The sequence below is a fragment of the Halobellus clavatus genome, assembly GCF_900107195.1.
Classification (GTDB): Archaea; Halobacteriota; Halobacteria; order Halobacteriales; family Haloferacaceae; genus Haloquadratum; species Haloquadratum clavatum.
Genome location: NZ_FNPB01000005.1, coordinates 176,390 through 193,358, shown reverse-complemented (window position 1 = coordinate 193,358; position 16,969 = coordinate 176,390). Strand labels below are relative to the sequence as shown.

16 protein-coding genes and 1 tRNA gene are annotated in these 16,969 nt (G+C 65.4%); 9 read left to right on the top strand and 8 right to left on the bottom strand.

Annotated features, from left to right (window positions below; genetic code table 11):
• Positions 1–41: 41 nt before the first annotated feature.
• Positions 42–458: a DUF7975 family protein gene (locus BLU74_RS09510; protein WP_089767037.1), complete on the bottom strand. Its 417-nt coding sequence runs from the start codon at positions 456–458 to the stop codon at positions 42–44.
• Positions 459–590: 132 nt separating this feature from the next.
• Between BLU74_RS09510 and BLU74_RS09505 the strand changes: the two genes are divergently transcribed.
• The 5 genes from BLU74_RS09505 to BLU74_RS09485 all read left to right on the top strand — a co-directional run bounded on the left by BLU74_RS09505 (position 591) and on the right by BLU74_RS09485 (position 4,035).
• Positions 591–1,226 carry an adenylate kinase gene (locus BLU74_RS09505; protein ID WP_089767036.1) on the top strand — a complete coding sequence of 212 codons (636 nt, stop codon included), beginning with the start codon at positions 591–593 and terminating at the stop codon, positions 1,224–1,226.
• A 192-nt stretch (positions 1,227–1,418) separates the two neighbouring features.
• Positions 1,419–2,327 (top strand): DUF106 domain-containing protein, encoded by a 909-nt coding sequence (locus BLU74_RS09500; protein ID WP_089767035.1) that lies wholly within the window; start codon positions 1,419–1,421, stop codon positions 2,325–2,327.
• A 78-nt stretch (positions 2,328–2,405) separates the two neighbouring features.
• Positions 2,406–2,984, top strand: coding sequence for a (d)CMP kinase (gene cmk / locus BLU74_RS09495; protein WP_089767034.1), 579 nt, complete (start codon positions 2,406–2,408; stop codon positions 2,982–2,984).
• A gap of 9 nt (positions 2,985–2,993) precedes the next feature.
• Complete coding sequence (locus BLU74_RS09490) at positions 2,994–3,875, top strand: RNA-guided pseudouridylation complex pseudouridine synthase subunit Cbf5 (protein WP_089767033.1); 882 nt, start codon at positions 2,994–2,996, stop codon at positions 3,873–3,875.
• Between the two features lie 89 nt (positions 3,876–3,964).
• Positions 3,965–4,035 (top strand) — tRNA-Pro (locus BLU74_RS09485).
• A gap of 214 nt (positions 4,036–4,249) precedes the next feature.
• On the opposite strand, the gene BLU74_RS09480 is transcribed toward BLU74_RS09485, so the two are convergent.
• The 4 genes from BLU74_RS09480 to BLU74_RS09465 form a co-directional block, all read right to left on the bottom strand.
• Complete coding sequence (locus BLU74_RS09480; protein WP_089767032.1) at positions 4,250–5,725, bottom strand: lipopolysaccharide biosynthesis protein; 1,476 nt, start codon at positions 5,723–5,725, stop codon at positions 4,250–4,252.
• A 161-nt stretch (positions 5,726–5,886) separates the two neighbouring features.
• Complete coding sequence (locus BLU74_RS09475; RefSeq protein WP_089767031.1) at positions 5,887–6,492, bottom strand: rhomboid family intramembrane serine protease; 606 nt, start codon at positions 6,490–6,492, stop codon at positions 5,887–5,889.
• 164 nt (positions 6,493–6,656) lie between these two features.
• Positions 6,657–6,920 carry a DUF8152 family protein gene (locus tag BLU74_RS09470; RefSeq protein ID WP_089767030.1) on the bottom strand — a complete coding sequence of 88 codons (264 nt, stop codon included), beginning with the start codon at positions 6,918–6,920 and terminating at the stop codon, positions 6,657–6,659.
• Between the two features lie 63 nt (positions 6,921–6,983).
• Positions 6,984–7,457, bottom strand: a complete 474-nt coding sequence (locus tag BLU74_RS09465) for a hypothetical protein (protein ID WP_089767113.1) — start codon at positions 7,455–7,457, stop codon at positions 6,984–6,986.
• A 132-nt stretch (positions 7,458–7,589) separates the two neighbouring features.
• On the opposite strand from BLU74_RS09465, the gene BLU74_RS09460 reads away from it, so the two are divergent.
• Complete coding sequence (locus tag BLU74_RS09460) at positions 7,590–8,543, top strand: alpha/beta hydrolase (RefSeq protein ID WP_089767029.1); 954 nt, start codon at positions 7,590–7,592, stop codon at positions 8,541–8,543.
• 33 nt (positions 8,544–8,576) lie between these two features.
• Here BLU74_RS09460 and BLU74_RS09455 read toward each other — a convergent pair whose 3' ends face one another.
• The gene (locus BLU74_RS09455) at positions 8,577–9,662 is read right to left on the bottom strand and encodes a molybdopterin-dependent oxidoreductase (RefSeq protein ID WP_089767028.1); all 1,086 of its coding nucleotides are present in this window, start codon (positions 9,660–9,662) and stop codon (positions 8,577–8,579) included.
• A 292-nt stretch (positions 9,663–9,954) separates the two neighbouring features.
• Between BLU74_RS09455 and BLU74_RS09450 the strand changes: the two genes are divergently transcribed.
• Complete coding sequence (locus BLU74_RS09450; protein ID WP_089767027.1) at positions 9,955–11,337, top strand: NAD(P)/FAD-dependent oxidoreductase; 1,383 nt, start codon at positions 9,955–9,957, stop codon at positions 11,335–11,337.
• 533 nt (positions 11,338–11,870) lie between these two features.
• Here BLU74_RS09450 and BLU74_RS09445 read toward each other — a convergent pair.
• Both BLU74_RS09445 and BLU74_RS09440 read right to left on the bottom strand, forming a co-directional pair.
• On the bottom strand, positions 11,871–13,247 hold the full coding sequence (locus BLU74_RS09445; RefSeq protein ID WP_089767026.1) for a cytochrome P450: 1,377 nt from the start codon (positions 13,245–13,247) through the stop codon (positions 11,871–11,873).
• A 138-nt stretch (positions 13,248–13,385) separates the two neighbouring features.
• On the bottom strand, positions 13,386–14,411 hold the full coding sequence (locus BLU74_RS09440) for an amidohydrolase family protein (RefSeq protein WP_089767025.1): 1,026 nt from the start codon (positions 14,409–14,411) through the stop codon (positions 13,386–13,388).
• 748 nt (positions 14,412–15,159) lie between these two features.
• On the opposite strand from BLU74_RS09440, the gene BLU74_RS09430 reads away from it, so the two are divergent.
• Together BLU74_RS09430 and BLU74_RS09425 are read left to right on the top strand one after the other, a co-directional pair.
• Positions 15,160–16,158, top strand: coding sequence for a YeiH family protein (locus tag BLU74_RS09430; RefSeq protein ID WP_089767023.1), 999 nt, complete (start codon positions 15,160–15,162; stop codon positions 16,156–16,158).
• A 67-nt stretch (positions 16,159–16,225) separates the two neighbouring features.
• On the top strand, positions 16,226–16,900 hold the full coding sequence (locus tag BLU74_RS09425) for a cupin domain-containing protein (protein ID WP_089767022.1): 675 nt from the start codon (positions 16,226–16,228) through the stop codon (positions 16,898–16,900).
• Positions 16,901–16,969: the final 69 nt, after the last annotated feature.

The following is a 16,969-nucleotide window of genomic DNA, read 5'->3' as shown; positions in this document are numbered from 1 at the left end:
AACGCAGATGGTTCCGGGGGAGGGGTATCGCGTTCGGCAGCTCAGATCTCGGTGACCCACGCGCGGTAGTCGCCGTCGTGGCCGTACACGTCGAGGAACACCCGGTCGGCGAACGTTGCGAGGCGGTTGGCGTCCGAACGGGCGGTGATCCGGACGTTCGTTCCCTCGGCCTCCTCGGGGGATTCGAGTTGGTCGATCCGGAACGTCGGGAAGTCGTCGACCAGGTCGTTCAGCCGGTCGAGTTCGTCGTCGTCGACGTCGAGGTTGAACGTGCTCTCGGCGAACTGCACCCAGGGGGCGGGCGACTCCTCGCTGTCGGCATCGGTGTCGTGATCGCCGTCGGTATCGTGATCGGCCTCGATCGTCAGGAACGCGCTCGCTCGGTTCCGGTGGGCAGCGATAGCGTCAGCGAACAGCTTCCGCCGGTCCTGTGGATCGTCGGCGTCGAAACGGGTCATATACAACCCCACACGGGGCGGCCTCAAAAGGCTGCTCGATGTGAGGCCGACCCGCGAACCGGAACGGCCGCGGCGGGTCGATCACAGCCGCGTTTCTTCAACGTTATACGGGCGGACCCTATCTGGACAGGTATGGGTATGCACATCCTGTTGCTCGGCCCGCCGGGGGCCGGGAAGGGTACGCAGTCGAAACGTCTGGCGGCCGAGTTCGACCTCGAACACGTGACAACCGGGGACGCGCTCCGATCCAACAAGGAGATGGACATCAGCGGGATGGACACCGAGTACGATACCCCCGGGGAGTACATGGACGCCGGCGAACTCGTCCCCGACGAGGTCGTCAACGCCATCGTCGAGGAGGCGCTCTCGAGCGCCGACGGCTACGTCCTCGACGGGTACCCGCGGAACATCGAACAGGCCGAGGAGCTCTCGGAGATGACCGATCTCGACGCCGTCGTCTACCTCTCGGTGGACACCGAGGAACTCGTCGACCGGCTGACCGGCCGCCGAGTCTGTCCGGACTGCGGCGCGAGTTATCACGTCGAGTTCGAGCCGCCCGACGAAGACGGCGTCTGCGACGAGTGCGGTGCCGAACTCGAACAGCGCGAAGACGACACCGAAGAGACCGTCCGCGAGCGACTCCGCGTCTACGAGGAGAACACCGCGCCCGTCGTCGAGCACTACCGCGAGGAGGGCGTTCTCGTCGAGGTCGACGGCGAAGGCACGCCCGACGAGGTCTTCGAGTCCCTTACCGACGTCGTCCAGTAGGGAGCGACAGGACCGAGCCGCGACCGGCGGGGTAGGACATTCCGGCTGAAGGCGGGACCGCGCCTGGGTCGGCGGCGCCGCGACACGGATCCGGCCCGCCAAGCGGGCATTTTCGGACGGCCGTCACACCCAGCCGCAGGTCCACGGAGAGAGTAAAAGGTTCATAACCGATGGGGGGCTATGCTCCGGTAGATGGCACGAATCGAATCGAAGGTTCGCACTCTCGTCTCGAAGGACGACGGGATGCGAGACGCCGTCGAGACGGTCCTCGACGCGACCGACGACGGCGAGGTCAAGTGGCTCGACGTGAAAGACGACCTCACGTCAGGGCAGTGGGGCCGACTCATCGAGAAAGAGATCCTCGTCGAGGGCGAGGAAGGGTTCCAGTTGGCCGACGAAGCGGCGACGCGCGACGGTCTCGAACCCGCGTCGGCCGCGGCATCGTCCGGTGGGAGCGACAGTTCCGACGATAGCTCGTCGTGGTCGACGTACGACAAGGGCGCTGCGGTCGTCACGCTCGGGCTCTTCGTCGGGTACTCCTGGAAGCCGCTCCGAGACGTCATCGGCACCGTGATGGACATCCCTCTGAACCCGTTGCGGGAGATGCTCCCGTTCTACGCCGTCGTGATGGTGCTGGCGCTGGCGACGGGCCTGTACTCCACGCTGCTGCAGGCGAACCTGATGGATATGGAGAAGATGTCCAAGTACCAAGAGCGGATGCAGGAGATCCAGGATCGCCGCAAGGAGGCCAAGGAGGCCGGCGACGACGAGGCGCTGGATGAGATCCAAGAGGAGCAGATGGACGCGATGGGCGATCAGCTCGGGATGTTCAAAGAGCAGTTCCGCCCGATGGTCTGGATCATGTTCCTCACCATCCCGGTGTTCCTGTGGATGTACTGGACGATCGGCGTCGGCGGGAACGCGACGGCCCAGCACACCCTGGAGCCGCTCGTCCTCCCGCTCCGCGGCGAGGTCCAGTGGACCGAGTCGGTGATCGGGCCCATTCAGGCGTGGATCATCTGGTACTTCCTCTGCTCGATGGGCTTCACCCAGATCATCCGCAAGAGCCTGAACATCGACATCTCGCCGTCGACGGCCTGACCCCGACCCCCCTACCGCCGGATCTCGACTGGCGGACGCAAAGACAACCTCTTTTAGTCGGCTGTTCCCAGGAGAAGTATGTTGCTGACCGTCTCTGGCCCACCCGGGGCCGGCAAGAGTACGACCGTCGCGGCGCTCGCGGACGCCTTCGATCTCGAACACGTGAGCGGTGGCGACATCTTCCGGGAACTCGCCGACGAGCGCGGGATGACGGCCGTCGAGTTCAACCGACTCGCCGAGGAGGACGATCAGATCGATCGCGATCTGGACCGTCGCCTCCGCGAAATCGCGCTCGAACGCGACGACGTTCTCCTCGAATCGCGGCTCGCGGGGTGGCTCGCCGGCGACGCTGCCGACCTCCGTCTGTGGCTCGATGCGCCGATCGAGGTGCGTGCCGCACGGATCGCCAAGCGCGAGGAGAAGTCCGCCGAGCAAGCGCTCGATGAGACCAGAGAGCGCGAACGGAGCGAGGCGCTGCGGTACCACGACTACTACAACATCGACATTACCGACCTCTCGATCTACGACGTGGCACTGAACACCGCTCGGTGGAGCGAGAGCGACGTCCCCGATATCCTGACTGCGGCCGTGCGGGCGTACGACCCCGCCGCCGACGAAGGGAAATACGCCGTAGAGGGCGTCAGCTACGACTTCTGATCCGGGACGATGACTGCACTTCGTGCCCCGCCGGCGGAACGCACGATCGAGGAGTTGCTCTCGTTCGGCGTCGTGAACCTCGACAAGCCGCCGGGGCCCTCGGCGCACCAAGTCTCCGCGTGGATCCGCGACGCTGCGGGCGTCGAGCGCGCCGCCCACGCCGGGACTCTCGATCCGAAAGTAACCGGCTGCCTGCCGGTCCTGCTCGGCGACGCCACGCGCCTCGCGCAGGTGTTCCTCCAGGGCTCGAAGGAGTACGTGGCCGTCCTGGAACTCCACGGCCCCGCACCGACCGATCTCGACGCCGTCCTCGAGACGTTCGAGGGCGAAATCTACCAGAAGCCGCCGCGCAAGAGCGCCGTCGCGCGTCGGCTCCGGACGCGAGAGATCTACGACCTCGACCTCCTGGAGGTCAGAGACCGGCAGGCGCTCGTCCGGATCCGGTGTGAGAGCGGCACCTACATCAGAAAACTCTGTCACGACCTCGGCCTGGCCGCCGGGACCGGCGCGCATATGGGAGACCTCAGGCGGACGGCGACTGACCCGTTCGACGACCGCACGCTGGTCTCGACGGCCGACGTGACCGACGGGCTGGCGTTCGCCGAGGACGGTGACGAGGCACCGCTCCGCGACACCGTCGCGCCCGCTGAGCGGGCGCTGTCGCACCTGCCGGGGCTCACGGTCGCGTTCTCGGCCGCCGAACAGATCGCCGAGGGCGCACCGGTGTACGCCCCCGGAATCGTCGACGTCGGTCCCGAGGTCGGTGACAGCGAGGACGGGCTCGTGGCCTGTTTCACCCCGGACGGGTCCGCGGTGTGTCTCGGGCGACTGGTCGGCGACCCGCAGGCCGAGACGGGCGAGGTGGTCTCGCTGGAGCGCGTGCTGGTCTGACGGAGTCCAGAGACCGTGCGACGGCTTCGCGCTCCCGGCCTGAAACGAAGGACTTAACGGGTACAGTTGCCTCTCACAGAGTGCATCCCGGGACCGTGGGGTAGTGGTATCCTCTGCCGATGGGGTCGGTAGGACCTGAGTTCGACTCTCAGCGGTCCCATAGCGGTTTTCTGCAACTCGTCTCCCACCGCTGAGCGGTGCGTCGGCACGCCGGGGACGAACTCGTATGGCCAGTCAGCGGCCCGCTGGGCGGACGATCGCAGGCCATCGCGTCCCAACCGGCGTTTGACACGACAGGGTCCAGTGGCCTCGTATGCCGATCAGTTCGAGGGGGGAGTCCAGTGAGTCGGATCGATCCCGCCTCCCGTCCCCGGTTACGCGCTTCGGCGTGATTCTCTCCGGAGCATCGCCACTGCGCGGCGGGCAGCCACGCGCGTCGGAGCCGAGACGGCGAGCAAGAGGACCCCGAAGCCGCCGAGACAGGCCACGGCGGCGGCGATCGCCACGGCAGTCGCCGACAGGTCGGTCCGAGTCGCGCCGGCGACGACACCGGCCGTCAACACGGTTGCGACCCCGCCGCCGAGCGTGAGGTGGAGGGCCGTTTGCGAATCAATCGGGACGTACCCGAACACGTCGCGGGCGTAGTAACAGACGTAGGCGAACACGACGAGGTTCATAACCCCGTACCCGACGGCACCCGCGATCGCTCCGAACTCCGCGCCGAACAGCGCCGGGATCGGGACGCTCACCACGAGTCCGTAGAGCTTCGTCCGGAAGCTGAGGCTCGGCTTCCCCAGCCCCTCGATCGCGTGGGACGTCAGCGTCCAGAAGCCACGGAGGATGTTCACGCCGCCGACGATGAGCACCGTCGTCGAGAACGCCCATTGCGCTTCGGCGAACGCGATTTGGGCCACGACGCCGTGTGCACCGAGCAGATACCCGAAGACCACGAACGTCACTCCCGTGCCGCCGGTGATGGCGCTCCGGAGATACGTGTCGTACGCGGCCCCCGAAGCGGCGTCACCGCTGACTTTCGTGAGCAGCGGCGAGGAGAGTCGCCAGGAGATGGTCGCGCCGAAGTCAGCGAACCGGTCTGCGGCCTCGTAGATCCCCACCGCGGCCGGCGTCCCGACCACGCCCAGCACGAACACGGGCATATTGTACGAGAAGCGATCCAGAATCTGATCCGGAATGCTCCACTTGGCGAACTCCCAGGCCCGGGAGACGGCGTGCCGGTCGGGGATCCGTGGGATCACGCCGAGGACGACCCCTACCGGGACGAACAGCGCGAGCCGCACACCGGCGTTCACGAGGAGCAATTCCGCCGCCGAAACCACGAACGCGTCGAACACGACGATGAGCAGCAACTGCACGCCGAGATGGGCCCCGCCGAGCCACGTCTGTGCGCTCGGGTAGCCGATCGCACCGAGCAGGCTCAGGACGATCATCGAGACCGACAGCGATACCGCGTACACGCCGACGGGAACGAGGAGTCCTGCGGTGAACACCGTTCGACGGGTGAGGATATCGGCGAGGAGCGTCGCGACGCCGCTGCCGACCAGCAAGTAGCCGGCCGCGAACAACAGCGCCACACCGAGATACGAACCGACGCGTTCGCCGGGTTCGCTGCCGACCTTCTGTAACGTCTGACTGATACCCCGTATCGGGCGGAGGACCAGAGCTGTCGCGATCGAGACGAAGAAGAACGTTCCGGTGGCTGCCGGCGAGGTCACTGCGGCGTAGACGACCCCACTGAGGACGTACAGCGGCGTGGAGACGAGGGCGCCGCCGACTGTTCGGATCGACGAATCCAGCAGACCGACCTCGTCGCCGTCGCGCTGCCGAACCATTACGTTCGGTTAGGGAGAGACGCACAAGACGCTGGCGCGTCCGGTTCGTTCGGGAGGTCTCACCGCGTCGAGTAGGGGTGAGTGCGGCCCGAAGAACCCGTCTCTCCGTGTCCGAATGCGAGACAGTGGCTGCGTCCCCAATCGGATGGCTCGTGGAGCCGCTACCGATGCAGGATGCGGTAGTGCCCGGCCAGAAGGCCGAATATCGCCCCGGCGCCGTGTGCGAACAAGGCACTGCCGGGGGCACTCCACTCGACGGTGAGCCACGTCGCGGCGATCGCCACCACGACGAGGCCGACCCGGGCCGAGAGGTTCAGCCACCCGGTCACGTACTGCGAGACCGGATTCGAGGTCATCACATAGCCGACCAATGCGAAGGCGGCCCCGCTCGAACCCAACACGGCGACCGGCGTCCCAAGGACTCCCGCGACGAGGACCTGCACGACACCGGCGGCGGCGCCGGTCGCGACGAAGAACAGGTGGAACCGGGCTGGAGACGTCGAGAGCGCGACGACGCCACCGGCGAGGACGACCAGTACGCTGTTCGCGAGCAGGTGTCCCGGCCCGAGGTGTGCATAGACGCTCGTCACCAGTGCCCACGGCCGGCTGGCGATCGGTGATGTGAGGACGAACAACCGCGCCGCGCCGACGAGGGTGGCCGTCCAAGTCGCCAGCGAGGCGATGGTCATCACCACGAGTGTCTGGACGACCGGGTTGCGTGCGATCGCCCCGGACAGGCTCCCGTCAGCGGGTGAGCCAGCGGCCATATACACTGCTTGGGGTGGTCGGGCGTAAAGCTGGCTGCAGTGATGAGAGCAGACTACCGAGCCGAGAGATCGCTGGGCGACTGCACATTGCGGGCTGTCTGGCGCGGTCGTGACCCGCGTCGGAGAGACTCGGGTACCGTCCCAATAACTCCCATTCCGGCCACCTACGGCTCGGAGAGCCGTGCGGCGAGTTCACGGGCCCGAGCGACGTGTTCGTCGGCCGCCGGGTGCCCGGTACCGTCGACTTCCGCGAGCAGGTCGGCGACGACCCCCGCCCGCTCGGTCGCGACTGCTGCGTCGTCGACGTCGCGAACGTCCGCCGCGACCGCCTGCGCCTCACCCAGCAGGCGACTGGCAGTTCGGTCGACGGGGAGTTCCGCCGTCGCTTCGAGGCACTCGTACAGTTCCGTCGCCGGATCGGTCGTCATGTGTGCACTCCAGTACTGGCTCTGGACGCCGGTGCTACTTGTGCGTGTGGGTCACGCCGTCGATCAGAAGACGCTCGCGACGCCGCCAACGATGGGGGCGAGAACGAGGAGATACACCGCCGCTTCGATGCTCCACGCGCGCCGGATCGCGGACAGTCGCTGACGGGACAGGCCCTGCGACCGCGGGAGCACGACCAGCGCGAAGAAGCCCACCATCAGCGGATAGCAGACCGCGACGGCCGCGACGACCGCGGTCGGCCCGCTGCCGAGGAGCACAGACGCTGTGAGGACCAACCAGACGAACAGCGGCCCAGTGAGCATCCCCGCGACGTAGTGCACGACCGAGGCCAGTCGCGCCGGCGCACGGTCTGGATCGGTGCCGGTCAGCACCCCGCTAGCGATCTGTGGCGGCGTTTCGCCCTCATCGAGGCGAGCCATCACGACGTCCATCGCGAGCGTGGCCACGACGCCCGCACCGATCCCGAGCAGAAACAGCAGCGGGACGGACGGCGAGGCGGCCACCTGCAACATCGACATATCCTCCACCAGAACCGCACTGGACCTATGCGTTCCGGCCGATCGGAGGTGATCACCGCTCGACGGCCCCCCGCGTTCGTCCCTCCGGCCTCGCCACAGCATTATATACCGATCGCGGTATTGTCAGCGCGTATGAGAGAGACTCGCGCAGCGGAGCCCGCATCCGAGGTCCAGGCCCTTCTCGACGCACGCAGTGCGGCCGACGCGCCGCCGCTTCACGAGATCCCCATTTCTGAAGCCCGCGCGATGCACCAGGAGATGCTCACGGTCGCGGAACCGACGATCGACCTCGCGGCCGTCGAGGATCGGACGATCGCCGGACCGGACGGCGAGATCGACGTCCGGATCTACGACCCGGGTGGGGAGCGACCGCGTTCGACGATCCTCTTCTTCCACGGCGGCGGCTGGGTCCTCGGCGACATCGAGTCCTACGACGAGACCTGTCGGAAGGTGGCCGAGGCGACCGACGACGTCGTCGTCAGCGTCGGCTACCGGCTCGCACCAGAACACCCGTTCCCCGCGGGGCTGAAAGACTGTTACGCAGCACTGGAGTGGGCACACGCGGCGGCGACTGATCTCGGCGGCGACGCGGATCGGATCGTCCTCGCGGGCGACAGCGCGGGCGGGAACCTGGCGACGGCGACGGCGCTGCTCGCTCGCGACCGCGACGGTCCCATGCCGGCGTATCAGGTACTGATTTACCCCCCGACGGGCGAGTGGGCCGAAACCGAGTCCGCGGAGACAAACGACGGCTACTTCATCGAACGGACCGAGATGGAGTGGTTCGACGCGTGCTATTACGCCGACGAGGCCGACAGGGGCAACGTCTACGCGCGGCCGCGGCGGGCGGCCGACCTCTCCGGACTGCCGCCGGCGACGGTGGTTACGGCGGGATTCGACCCGCTGCGCGACGACAGCGTGCGGTACGCTGAACGACTCGCGGACGCGGGTGTCCCGGTCACTCACCACCACTACGACGAGATGACTCACGGGTTCTTCAGCCACGTCAGTGAGCCGGTCGCTCTCGAGACAGCACAGGAGGCGCACGAGGCGATCGCCACGGACCTCGAAGCGGCGTTCGCGTAGCGTTCGGCGGTCGCCGAGGGCGACCGGAACCCGTCAGTCGAAGCCGCTGACGAGCGTGACGATCCACTGTGCGGGGTCGCCCCGACGGCGGACGTCGACGCGCTCGACCCACTTGACCCACTGGAAGCCGCGCCTCCCGGGCGCGATCAGACGCAGCGGCCCGCCGTGGCCGTGGCTCAGCCGTTCCTCGCCCACGTGCGTGGCGAGCAGCGCCTCGCGAGCCTCCTCGATCGGCAGCGACCACCGGTAGCCCGTGACCGAGACGAACCGGACGTACGCGGCATCGTCGACGGCGGCGGCCGCATCGAGAAGTGCCCCGACGCGCACCCCCTGCCAGCGTTGGACGGTGTACCACCCGCTCGTGCAGTCGAGGAGCGCCTCGCATTCGCTCTCTGGGGACAGCTGGTCGTAGGAGAGTGATAGCGGCGTCTCGACCGCACCGCGGATCGAGAGCGACCACGCCTCCGGGTCGATCGGCTCAGGGTCGTCCGCGACCCACGAGGTCACCGGAAACGCCTCGTTGCCGTCACCGGATCTGGGCTGTGAGCCGGTGAACCGACGGTCGGTGCCGGGCGTGTCGAGGACTTCGTTGAGAAACGTCTGCGCACGGAAGAGGAGCGCTCCACCGGCCAGGAGTCCCGCGTACTTGATCGTCGTCCGCCGGCGATGGAAGTCCCGACGGGTGGGCAGCCGGAACCGCGTCGTCAGATGGGCGACGACGAGGGGGACCAGCACGAGCCCGAACCCGACGTGGACGCTCAAGAGCGTCCAGTAGGCGAGGCGGACGTCCACGCCGGCGACCCACCCGATGCCCGTCGCCAGCGCGCCGACCGCCGCGAGGAGCGTCACCACTGACAGGGCTGTCGTTGGCCGCCAGTGCGTGCTGTCGGTGAGCCGGTGACGGACGCGGGCCAGTTTGTATCCGAGCAGGAAGATGAGCGTCAGCCCGGCGATCCGGTGAGCCCAGAACAGAGGCCACCCCTCCGGGGTGGCAATCGTGAACGAAACCAGTCCGGAGACGGCCTCGAACACGACGACGGCGAGGATGGACCAGTCGACGAGTCGCGGCGGCGGCCGGAGCGCAGACACGAGGTCGCGAGCGCGGGACTGGGGGCGCACACCGGACGGTTAGGCCTCGTCGCGCAAGAATGGCCGGGTTGGGCCGAGTGTGACCGGGGGCGGACGGGGTGCCGCAGGCAAACAGTCGGCACCCGCACGTTCGCCCGCGCCGGTGTGCCGAACAACCGCTGCCCGACGCGGGATCGCTGTCAGTGCACACGGCTGCTGGCCCCGTCATCGTACATAAACTCCGGGCGGCGACGGGACCCTGGGTACAGCCGATACTGCCGGCAGGTGCCGATGGAGAACCGCCTCCGACAGTATAATACCCGGGCGGTGACGCTGTAGCGGTATGGAGCGATTCGACGTGGCAATCGTCGGCGGGGGTCCAGCCGGCGCGGCGGCCGCACACGCCGCCGCGTCGGCCGGCGCGTCGGCGGTAGCCTTCGAGAAGGGCGTCCCGCGGTCGGATCGGCCGGACCGGCTGGGGCCGGACTCGACAGACGCGGCTGGCATCCTCGATTACTGGGTCGACATTATGGGCATTCACCCCGACGAGATGCCCGAAGAGGTCGTCCTCGGCGAACTGGATCGCGCGGAGTTCATCGGTCCCTCGGAGTCGCTCACCCTCCGCTCGACGGGGATCGAGTCCTCCTACGACAACTTCGGGTTCTGTATGCACCGGGCGCGCTTCGACGACTTCCTCCGCGACCGCGCCGAGGAGGCCGGTGCCGAGTACCGAGCTGGCGTGTCGGTCCGCGACGTCGAGACGGATCGAGCGGGCGACGGGCCGCGACACCGACTCGAACTCGCGGGCGGCGAGGAAATCGGCGCGGCGTTCCTGATCCTCGCCGACGGACCGCAGCGACAGGTGACCAACCGCGTCATCGACGAGTACCTGCCGTTCGACGTGACCGAGCGGCTCTCGACTCGGAAGACGAACCACATCGCCTACCAGGAGCACCGGCGCCTCCCCGAAGAAGTGTTCGAGGAGGTCGCCGGGGCGATCAAGTTCTGGTGGGGGCATATGCCGGGGCACACAGCCTATCCGTGGATCTTCCCGAACGACGGCAACGTGGCCCGGATCGGGCTCACGATGCCGATCGGACTGGACATCGAAGAGATCGAGAACCGTGAGGCGTACCCCCTGCTCCAACCGGGCGACGAACGGATACCCCAGGGGAGCGAGTACATCCGCCGCCTCCTCGAACACGAGTACGGCGACGAGTACGACATCGAGGCCGACTTCCCGCTCGTCGAAGACCGGGGCAAGTCCGACGGGACAGAGACCTACGCGATTTCCTCGACGCAGCCGATCGACTCCCCGACCGGAGCGGGAATCGCCGTGGTCGGCGGCGCGATGGGTGCGACGTCGGCCTTCCACGAGGGCGGCGATCACACGGCGGTCCGCACCGGCGCGATTGCAGGTGAACTCGCCGCATCGGGCGATCTGTCGCCGTACAACGAGCGCTGGAAGGACGCGATCGGTGACGAGGTGCTCCGGAACGTCGCGATGGCCGATATCGTCCACGATTACGAACCCGACGACTGGGACTGGGCGTTCTCGACCGCGCGGAAACTGCTCGAAAACAGCGAGGGGTACGGCCTGTTCGACACGAGCAACCTCAAGGCGGGCTTCGGTGCGGCCAGACTCGTCACGACGTACAAGCGCACGAAGTTCTCATTCCGGAACGGCAAGTACGTGCAGATCACCGAGTCCGACTACGCGCTGTAACGGCAGTCGGGTCGGTGGAGTCGGAACGACCTTGCGTCTTGACCGTGTCTACTCAGATGCGCACCCTTAGTCCCCGCCCGAGTACTCCTGTCACGGGAGCGATGACACGGCGGCGAACCCGGGTGTGCGACATCTGTGGACTGTCCGCGCCCGAAAGACGGACCGCCCGACACGAGGGTTTCCCGGCCGACACGGCACGCAGCCCTGGGATGAGGCCGGCCGTTAGTGTTCCGGGCGACATTTCAGATGTGTTAATAGTATTATCTGCAAATAATATAAATAGCTTCAGTCAGAGTTGATTGTTGAATAGGAGACACCCGTAGTAGCATCTCTTTCTCGCCGGATCATGAAAACTACCGATGATGACGAGCCTGGAATGAGGGCTGCCGGGAGTACTGGCAGCTGTCAGCTTCAGATGGCCGTGCTGTATACACAGTGCGTCTCTTGCACACTCCGCGTTCACGTTGACCGATACGGCAGCCCCCACTGATGGGACAGATCCAGATTTTTCGTCGCTAAGTCGCTACAGTGAGTCACTGTTTGTGAACACGCATCCGAACATCCTCGGAAGGCTGCAACGTCAACTCCATATTTATCTCGGGCTGAGGTGCACTCAACAGCTCGAATTCCACATTTCGGGCAAGCATCGGGACGATATGTTTCAACTCCATCATCGCAAAGTGCATCCCAATACACTGGTGGGGACCACCGCCAAAGGGGAAGTACGCAAAGTCCGGCCGTCCGTCACTCCGAGCATCGGTAAAACGCTCGGGCCGGAACTGCTCGGGCGCGTCGAACCATCGATCGTCCTCGTGGACAGTGAACTGTGGCAGTAGAATTTTCGTTCCTTCGGGAATGTGATACCCTCCAAGCGTTGTCTCCTCGACAGATTCGCGGAACAGCATCCCCGCTGGCGGATAGAGCCGCATCGCTTCCTTTGCGACGTGCTCGGTAACGGTGAGGTCGGCAAGGTCTTCCGCCGTAGGTGGGCCGTCAAGCACAGTCGTGGCTTCCTGCGTTAATCGGTCCCGCTCATCGGGATGGGTCGCCAGCAACAACCACGTGAACGTCAGCGCCATCGCTGTCGTCTCGTGACCAGCGATGAGGAACGTAATCAAGTGGTCGTGAATTTCTGCATCGGCCATCGCATACTCGTGGTCGTCCTCCTTTTCCAGCATCATCGTCAGGAAGTCGTCGTACTGCCCAGGGTTCGCTCTCCGCTCTTCAATGAGCGTATCGACCGTGTTATCGAACGCATCCATAGCCTGCGTATACCGTCGGTTCCTGTGGGTCGGTACCCACGACGGCAAGAGCATTTCTACGGCACTGAGTCCACTCATATCGGCCACGGTCTGTAGCTCGTCGGCGGCCTTGGTGATCACTTGCCGATGCTCGCCGAGGTCGAAATCGAACAGCGAATTCGTGAGTATCGACAGCGTCAGCTCCGAAAATTCCTCGTTGATGACGATTTCTTCGCCGTCGTCCCACTCCCCGATCAGTTGTTCCGTGGCAGCAACCATAGCCGAACTGAACCCTCGCAACCGGTTCAGCCCGAACATCGGCTGAAGGAAGTGGCGCTGTTGTTTCCATTCCTCACCACGTGTGAATGTGAGGCCTCGCGGTGCGATTTCGTAGCCGAGGAGTTCTTTCAGTTCGTCGAAATTCCACCGCTCGTAGGTGCCTTGTCCCAGTAATACCTCTCCGATGTGCTCGGGGTGGAAGACAGCGACGGCGTCGATACGCGGAAATTCACAGTGGACGACATCCCCGTAATCAGCAAGCTCGTCGAAAAATCCCATTGGCTGCTTGACGTACTGATGGGTGTTTCCCAGCACCGGGAGCCCATCCGGGCCCGGCGGAAGCTTGTCGATTCCACCATCAGGACCTGAGCCGGTGTCACCACCAGTCATATGTAAGCTTACATGAATGATTGCCAATAGTCATTTTCCCGCCAGAGCGTGTCGTAGAAACATCCTCACAGAGTTTGCGTCACCGATTCACGGGTGAATCAGGTGATCAGTGAGGGCGTCAGTAGTCCGACAGCCACGTCAGGCGATGACGCGTTGTATGTCCAACGCGGACGCTCGTCGAACGATCGCATCGACCGGGTCCGCGATGCCCGAGAGGTTGTCGGAATCGCCGTCAAGTACCAATAGTGCGGCCCGGCGGCCCGGTTCGATGACACCGCAGTCGAGATTGACAGCCTCGGCTCCAGCGGTCGTCGCCATCTGAAGCACCGTCCGCGAGGGGAGGTCAAACGTCTTTGCGGTGTACTCCATCTCACGGAACATCGAGGGGGAGTTCAGCATCACATTATCACTCCCAAGCGCCACGGATGTGTACTCGAGCAGTGTCTCTATCGGCGGGCGCCCGACTCCCAAGACACGGTTTGCACGGGGACAGACAGCGATGGGTACGTCTTGATCGGCCACCCGTCTGAGGTGCTCCGCTTCAGCGTGGACCATATGGACCAGTAGGTCCGGTTCCAAATCCAGTGCCGGGTGTATATCGGTGGCGTCCGGTTCGCCGGCGTGGATCGCAAACGGTACTCCACGTTCCTCGGCGGCGGCCCGCCGGGCGGTGAACTCATCATCGTTTGCGCCACTGGCACCGAATCCGTCCGCCACGTCCAACACAGCGGGGTCATCGCTCCCGAATATGAAGGCCGCAATATCGAGTCCCGCAGCGGCTTCGCGTAACGCCCTTGCACCGTCGACGCCGAACTCCCGGAAGTCGAGGAACGCCGCGGTGCCGGTTCGCTGCATAAATCGGAGTGTGCGATGCATCGAGGTGACGAGCGTCTCGTTGTCGGCCGCTTCGATTCGTTGGTGTTTCAGACTGTCTGGCGGTGCCACTGCCTCTTCCAAGCCGAGTCCGACAGCCGCCTCCTTGGCAACTGAGTCACCGACGTGGGTGTGCGCGTTCACGAACGCCGGCAGGATGATCCGGTCTGGATCGCCATCCCGCTCGGATACCTCCTCAACGGCCGTTATGTATCCGTCCTCAACGACGACTCGCCCGTGGATCGGCTCAAACGACTGTCCGGCAAGGACAGTTCCCTCGATCTCTTCCATATGGTAGACAGAGAACAGAGCTATATGTGTCTCGTGGAGGAGGGTGTAGCGACCGTCGCAATTCGGTGGGCTGTCGCCATCCTCTGCTACCTGCCGACTACTGTGTTCACATCCGCCATTGCTTGGCGAGCCACCGATTGCAGAAGCCTGGTGAATCGTGGGCTTGATACTGTCGGACAGAAGTTCGTGAATCGTTTTGGCACCCACGAGGTGCCGATAATTTTCACATAGTTCTGTCCGACAGTATGAGGCTATCTCAACAACTGTCGAGTGCTGGGGTGCGGCACACATCCTCTGTATCTTGCAAGCTGATTTTGACAGATAGTTGTCATTTTTTGTTGGGTGCTTGAAGATTACTCGGGAAACCCGGCTACGGAATGTACAAGCAGGGAGACGATGATCGAGAGGTTCTTTCGCAGCGAATCACCCGTTCATCGGGCCTCCCGGTCGTTTCTCGTTCGGTAGTGTCTTGGGCGACACGTCGGCTTTTGCTGCCGCGGGATCTGCGCTCTTGGCTCGGGTCGTGTATGCACATTTAATTACCCGAGTCGGGAACTGCACTCCGTGGAGCAGTCGGTATCGCCCGCGTGGTGTATAAACCGATCGGAGCAGCCGACACACCGACGACGGCAGTCTGTCCCCCGGTGGCAGCGTCGCGTGACTGCTCCGGCGGGCACCATCGTGCAGCGCCCCCGCTTCGTCGGTCTCGGTGGCCCGTCGGGATGAGTGTCGAGGTGCGATCGCGGTGATGAACGCGACGAACGCCGTGAACACCGCGCTCGGGATCGGCGTCCTCGTGCTGGGAGCGATCGGGGCCAAGGCGCTCGGTGCGGTCCTTCCGTGGCCGGATCCCCTCCTCCTCGCGGTCGTGATCGGCCTCCTTCTCGGCAACGTCGTGGGCATCCCCGGACGAATCGAGCCGGGCATCCAGACGCACGGGCTCTGGCTGAGTGCGGGCATCGTGTTGATGGGCGCGTCGGTGTCGCTGGGGGCGTTACTCGATGGGGGTCCGATCGTCCTCGCGCTGGTGGTCGGGACTGTGGTCCTGACCGTGATCGTCCTCGAAGCGACCGCCCGGAGTGTGTTCGAGATCCGCGAGGAACTGGGATCGCTGCTCGCTGCCGGGACGGGCATCTGTGGCGTTTCGGCGATCGCCGCCGTCGCCGGGAGCATCGATGCCGATGAGGAAACGATCGCGTACGCGGCCGGGACGGTGTTGCTGTTCGACGCGGTGACGCTCGCGCTGTACCCCGCGCTGGGATCGGCTCTGGCGGTCCCCGAGCAGGTGTTCGGGATCTGGGCCGGGTTGAGTATGTTCAGCACCGGCCCGGTCGTCGCGGCCGGATTCGCCTACGCCGAAATCGCGGGCCAGTGGGCGACGATCACGAAGCTCGGCCGCAACGCGCTGATCGGACTGGTGGTCCTCGTCTACGCCGCGTACTACGCGCGGCGTGGAACCGACGCGAACGCGGGCGCTGCCGCACTCTGGGCGGAGTTTCCGACGTTCGTGCTCGGCTTTCTGGTGCTGGCCGTCGCGGCCACCGCCGGCCTCCTCTCGGCCGAACAGGTGCAGTTCCTCGAAACCACGTACGACTGGCTGTTTCTGCTCGCGTTCGTCGGCCTGGGGACCGAACTCCGCCGGTCGGTGTTCGTCCGGGGCGGCAAAGCGCCGGTCGTCGTCGTGCTCCTGACGTGGGCTGTGGTAGCGTCGGTGACGCTCGCTGTGACCTGGACGCTGTTCGGGTGAGCCGTTGACGTCGATGGGTGCTGCGACCGGGCAGAAGATTTTCCTCGGCAGAGCCCCTGCCGACGGTATGCTCACTACCGGTCGAACGCTGGACGGCGATGGCCGACCCATCCCGGGAACGGGATTCGATCTTCCTCCCGACGGGGAACTCGCGGACCTGCTCGGCCGGCGGACCGGCGCGATGACGTCTCACCCCTCGCAGGCGGTCTGGAGCGCGCCGCTTCCCGCTCCGAAGTCGGATTCGGAGACGGCCCGCTCGGTCGGGATCTACCGGCCGGGATACGACGGGCCGCCGGAACACTACCACGAGCACAGCGTCGAGCACTTCGAGATCCTGTCGGGGGAAGCGACGTTCGCGATCAACGACCGGGTCGAACACGTCACGGCCGGTGAGACGGTGACCGTCGAGACGGGCGAACGCCACACGTTCAGCGTCGGCGGCGACGACCTCTGTTATATGTTGGTCGAGATCCGCTCACCGGGGCGTCTCCGCTACGTGCTGCCGACGCTCGGCGGACTCGCACACGACGACGAGATGACCCTGAGCGACCCGCTCCAGCAGGCGGCCATCGCCCAGCGACTCGACGGCAACACCGAGTTCACTGAACTGGATCCGGTCGTCGGTCGACCGCTGCGTTCGGTGCTCGCTCCGCTCGCTCGCCTCGGCACCTACCGCGGCGCGTACGACAAGTACACTCGGGACGCGTTCTGGGAGCGAAAGGTCGAACAGCCGGAACTGTAGCGGCCTCCATTGCCAGCCGACGGAATCCACCTCCGGATCCGTCGGGTGGTCTCCAACGACAAGGGAATC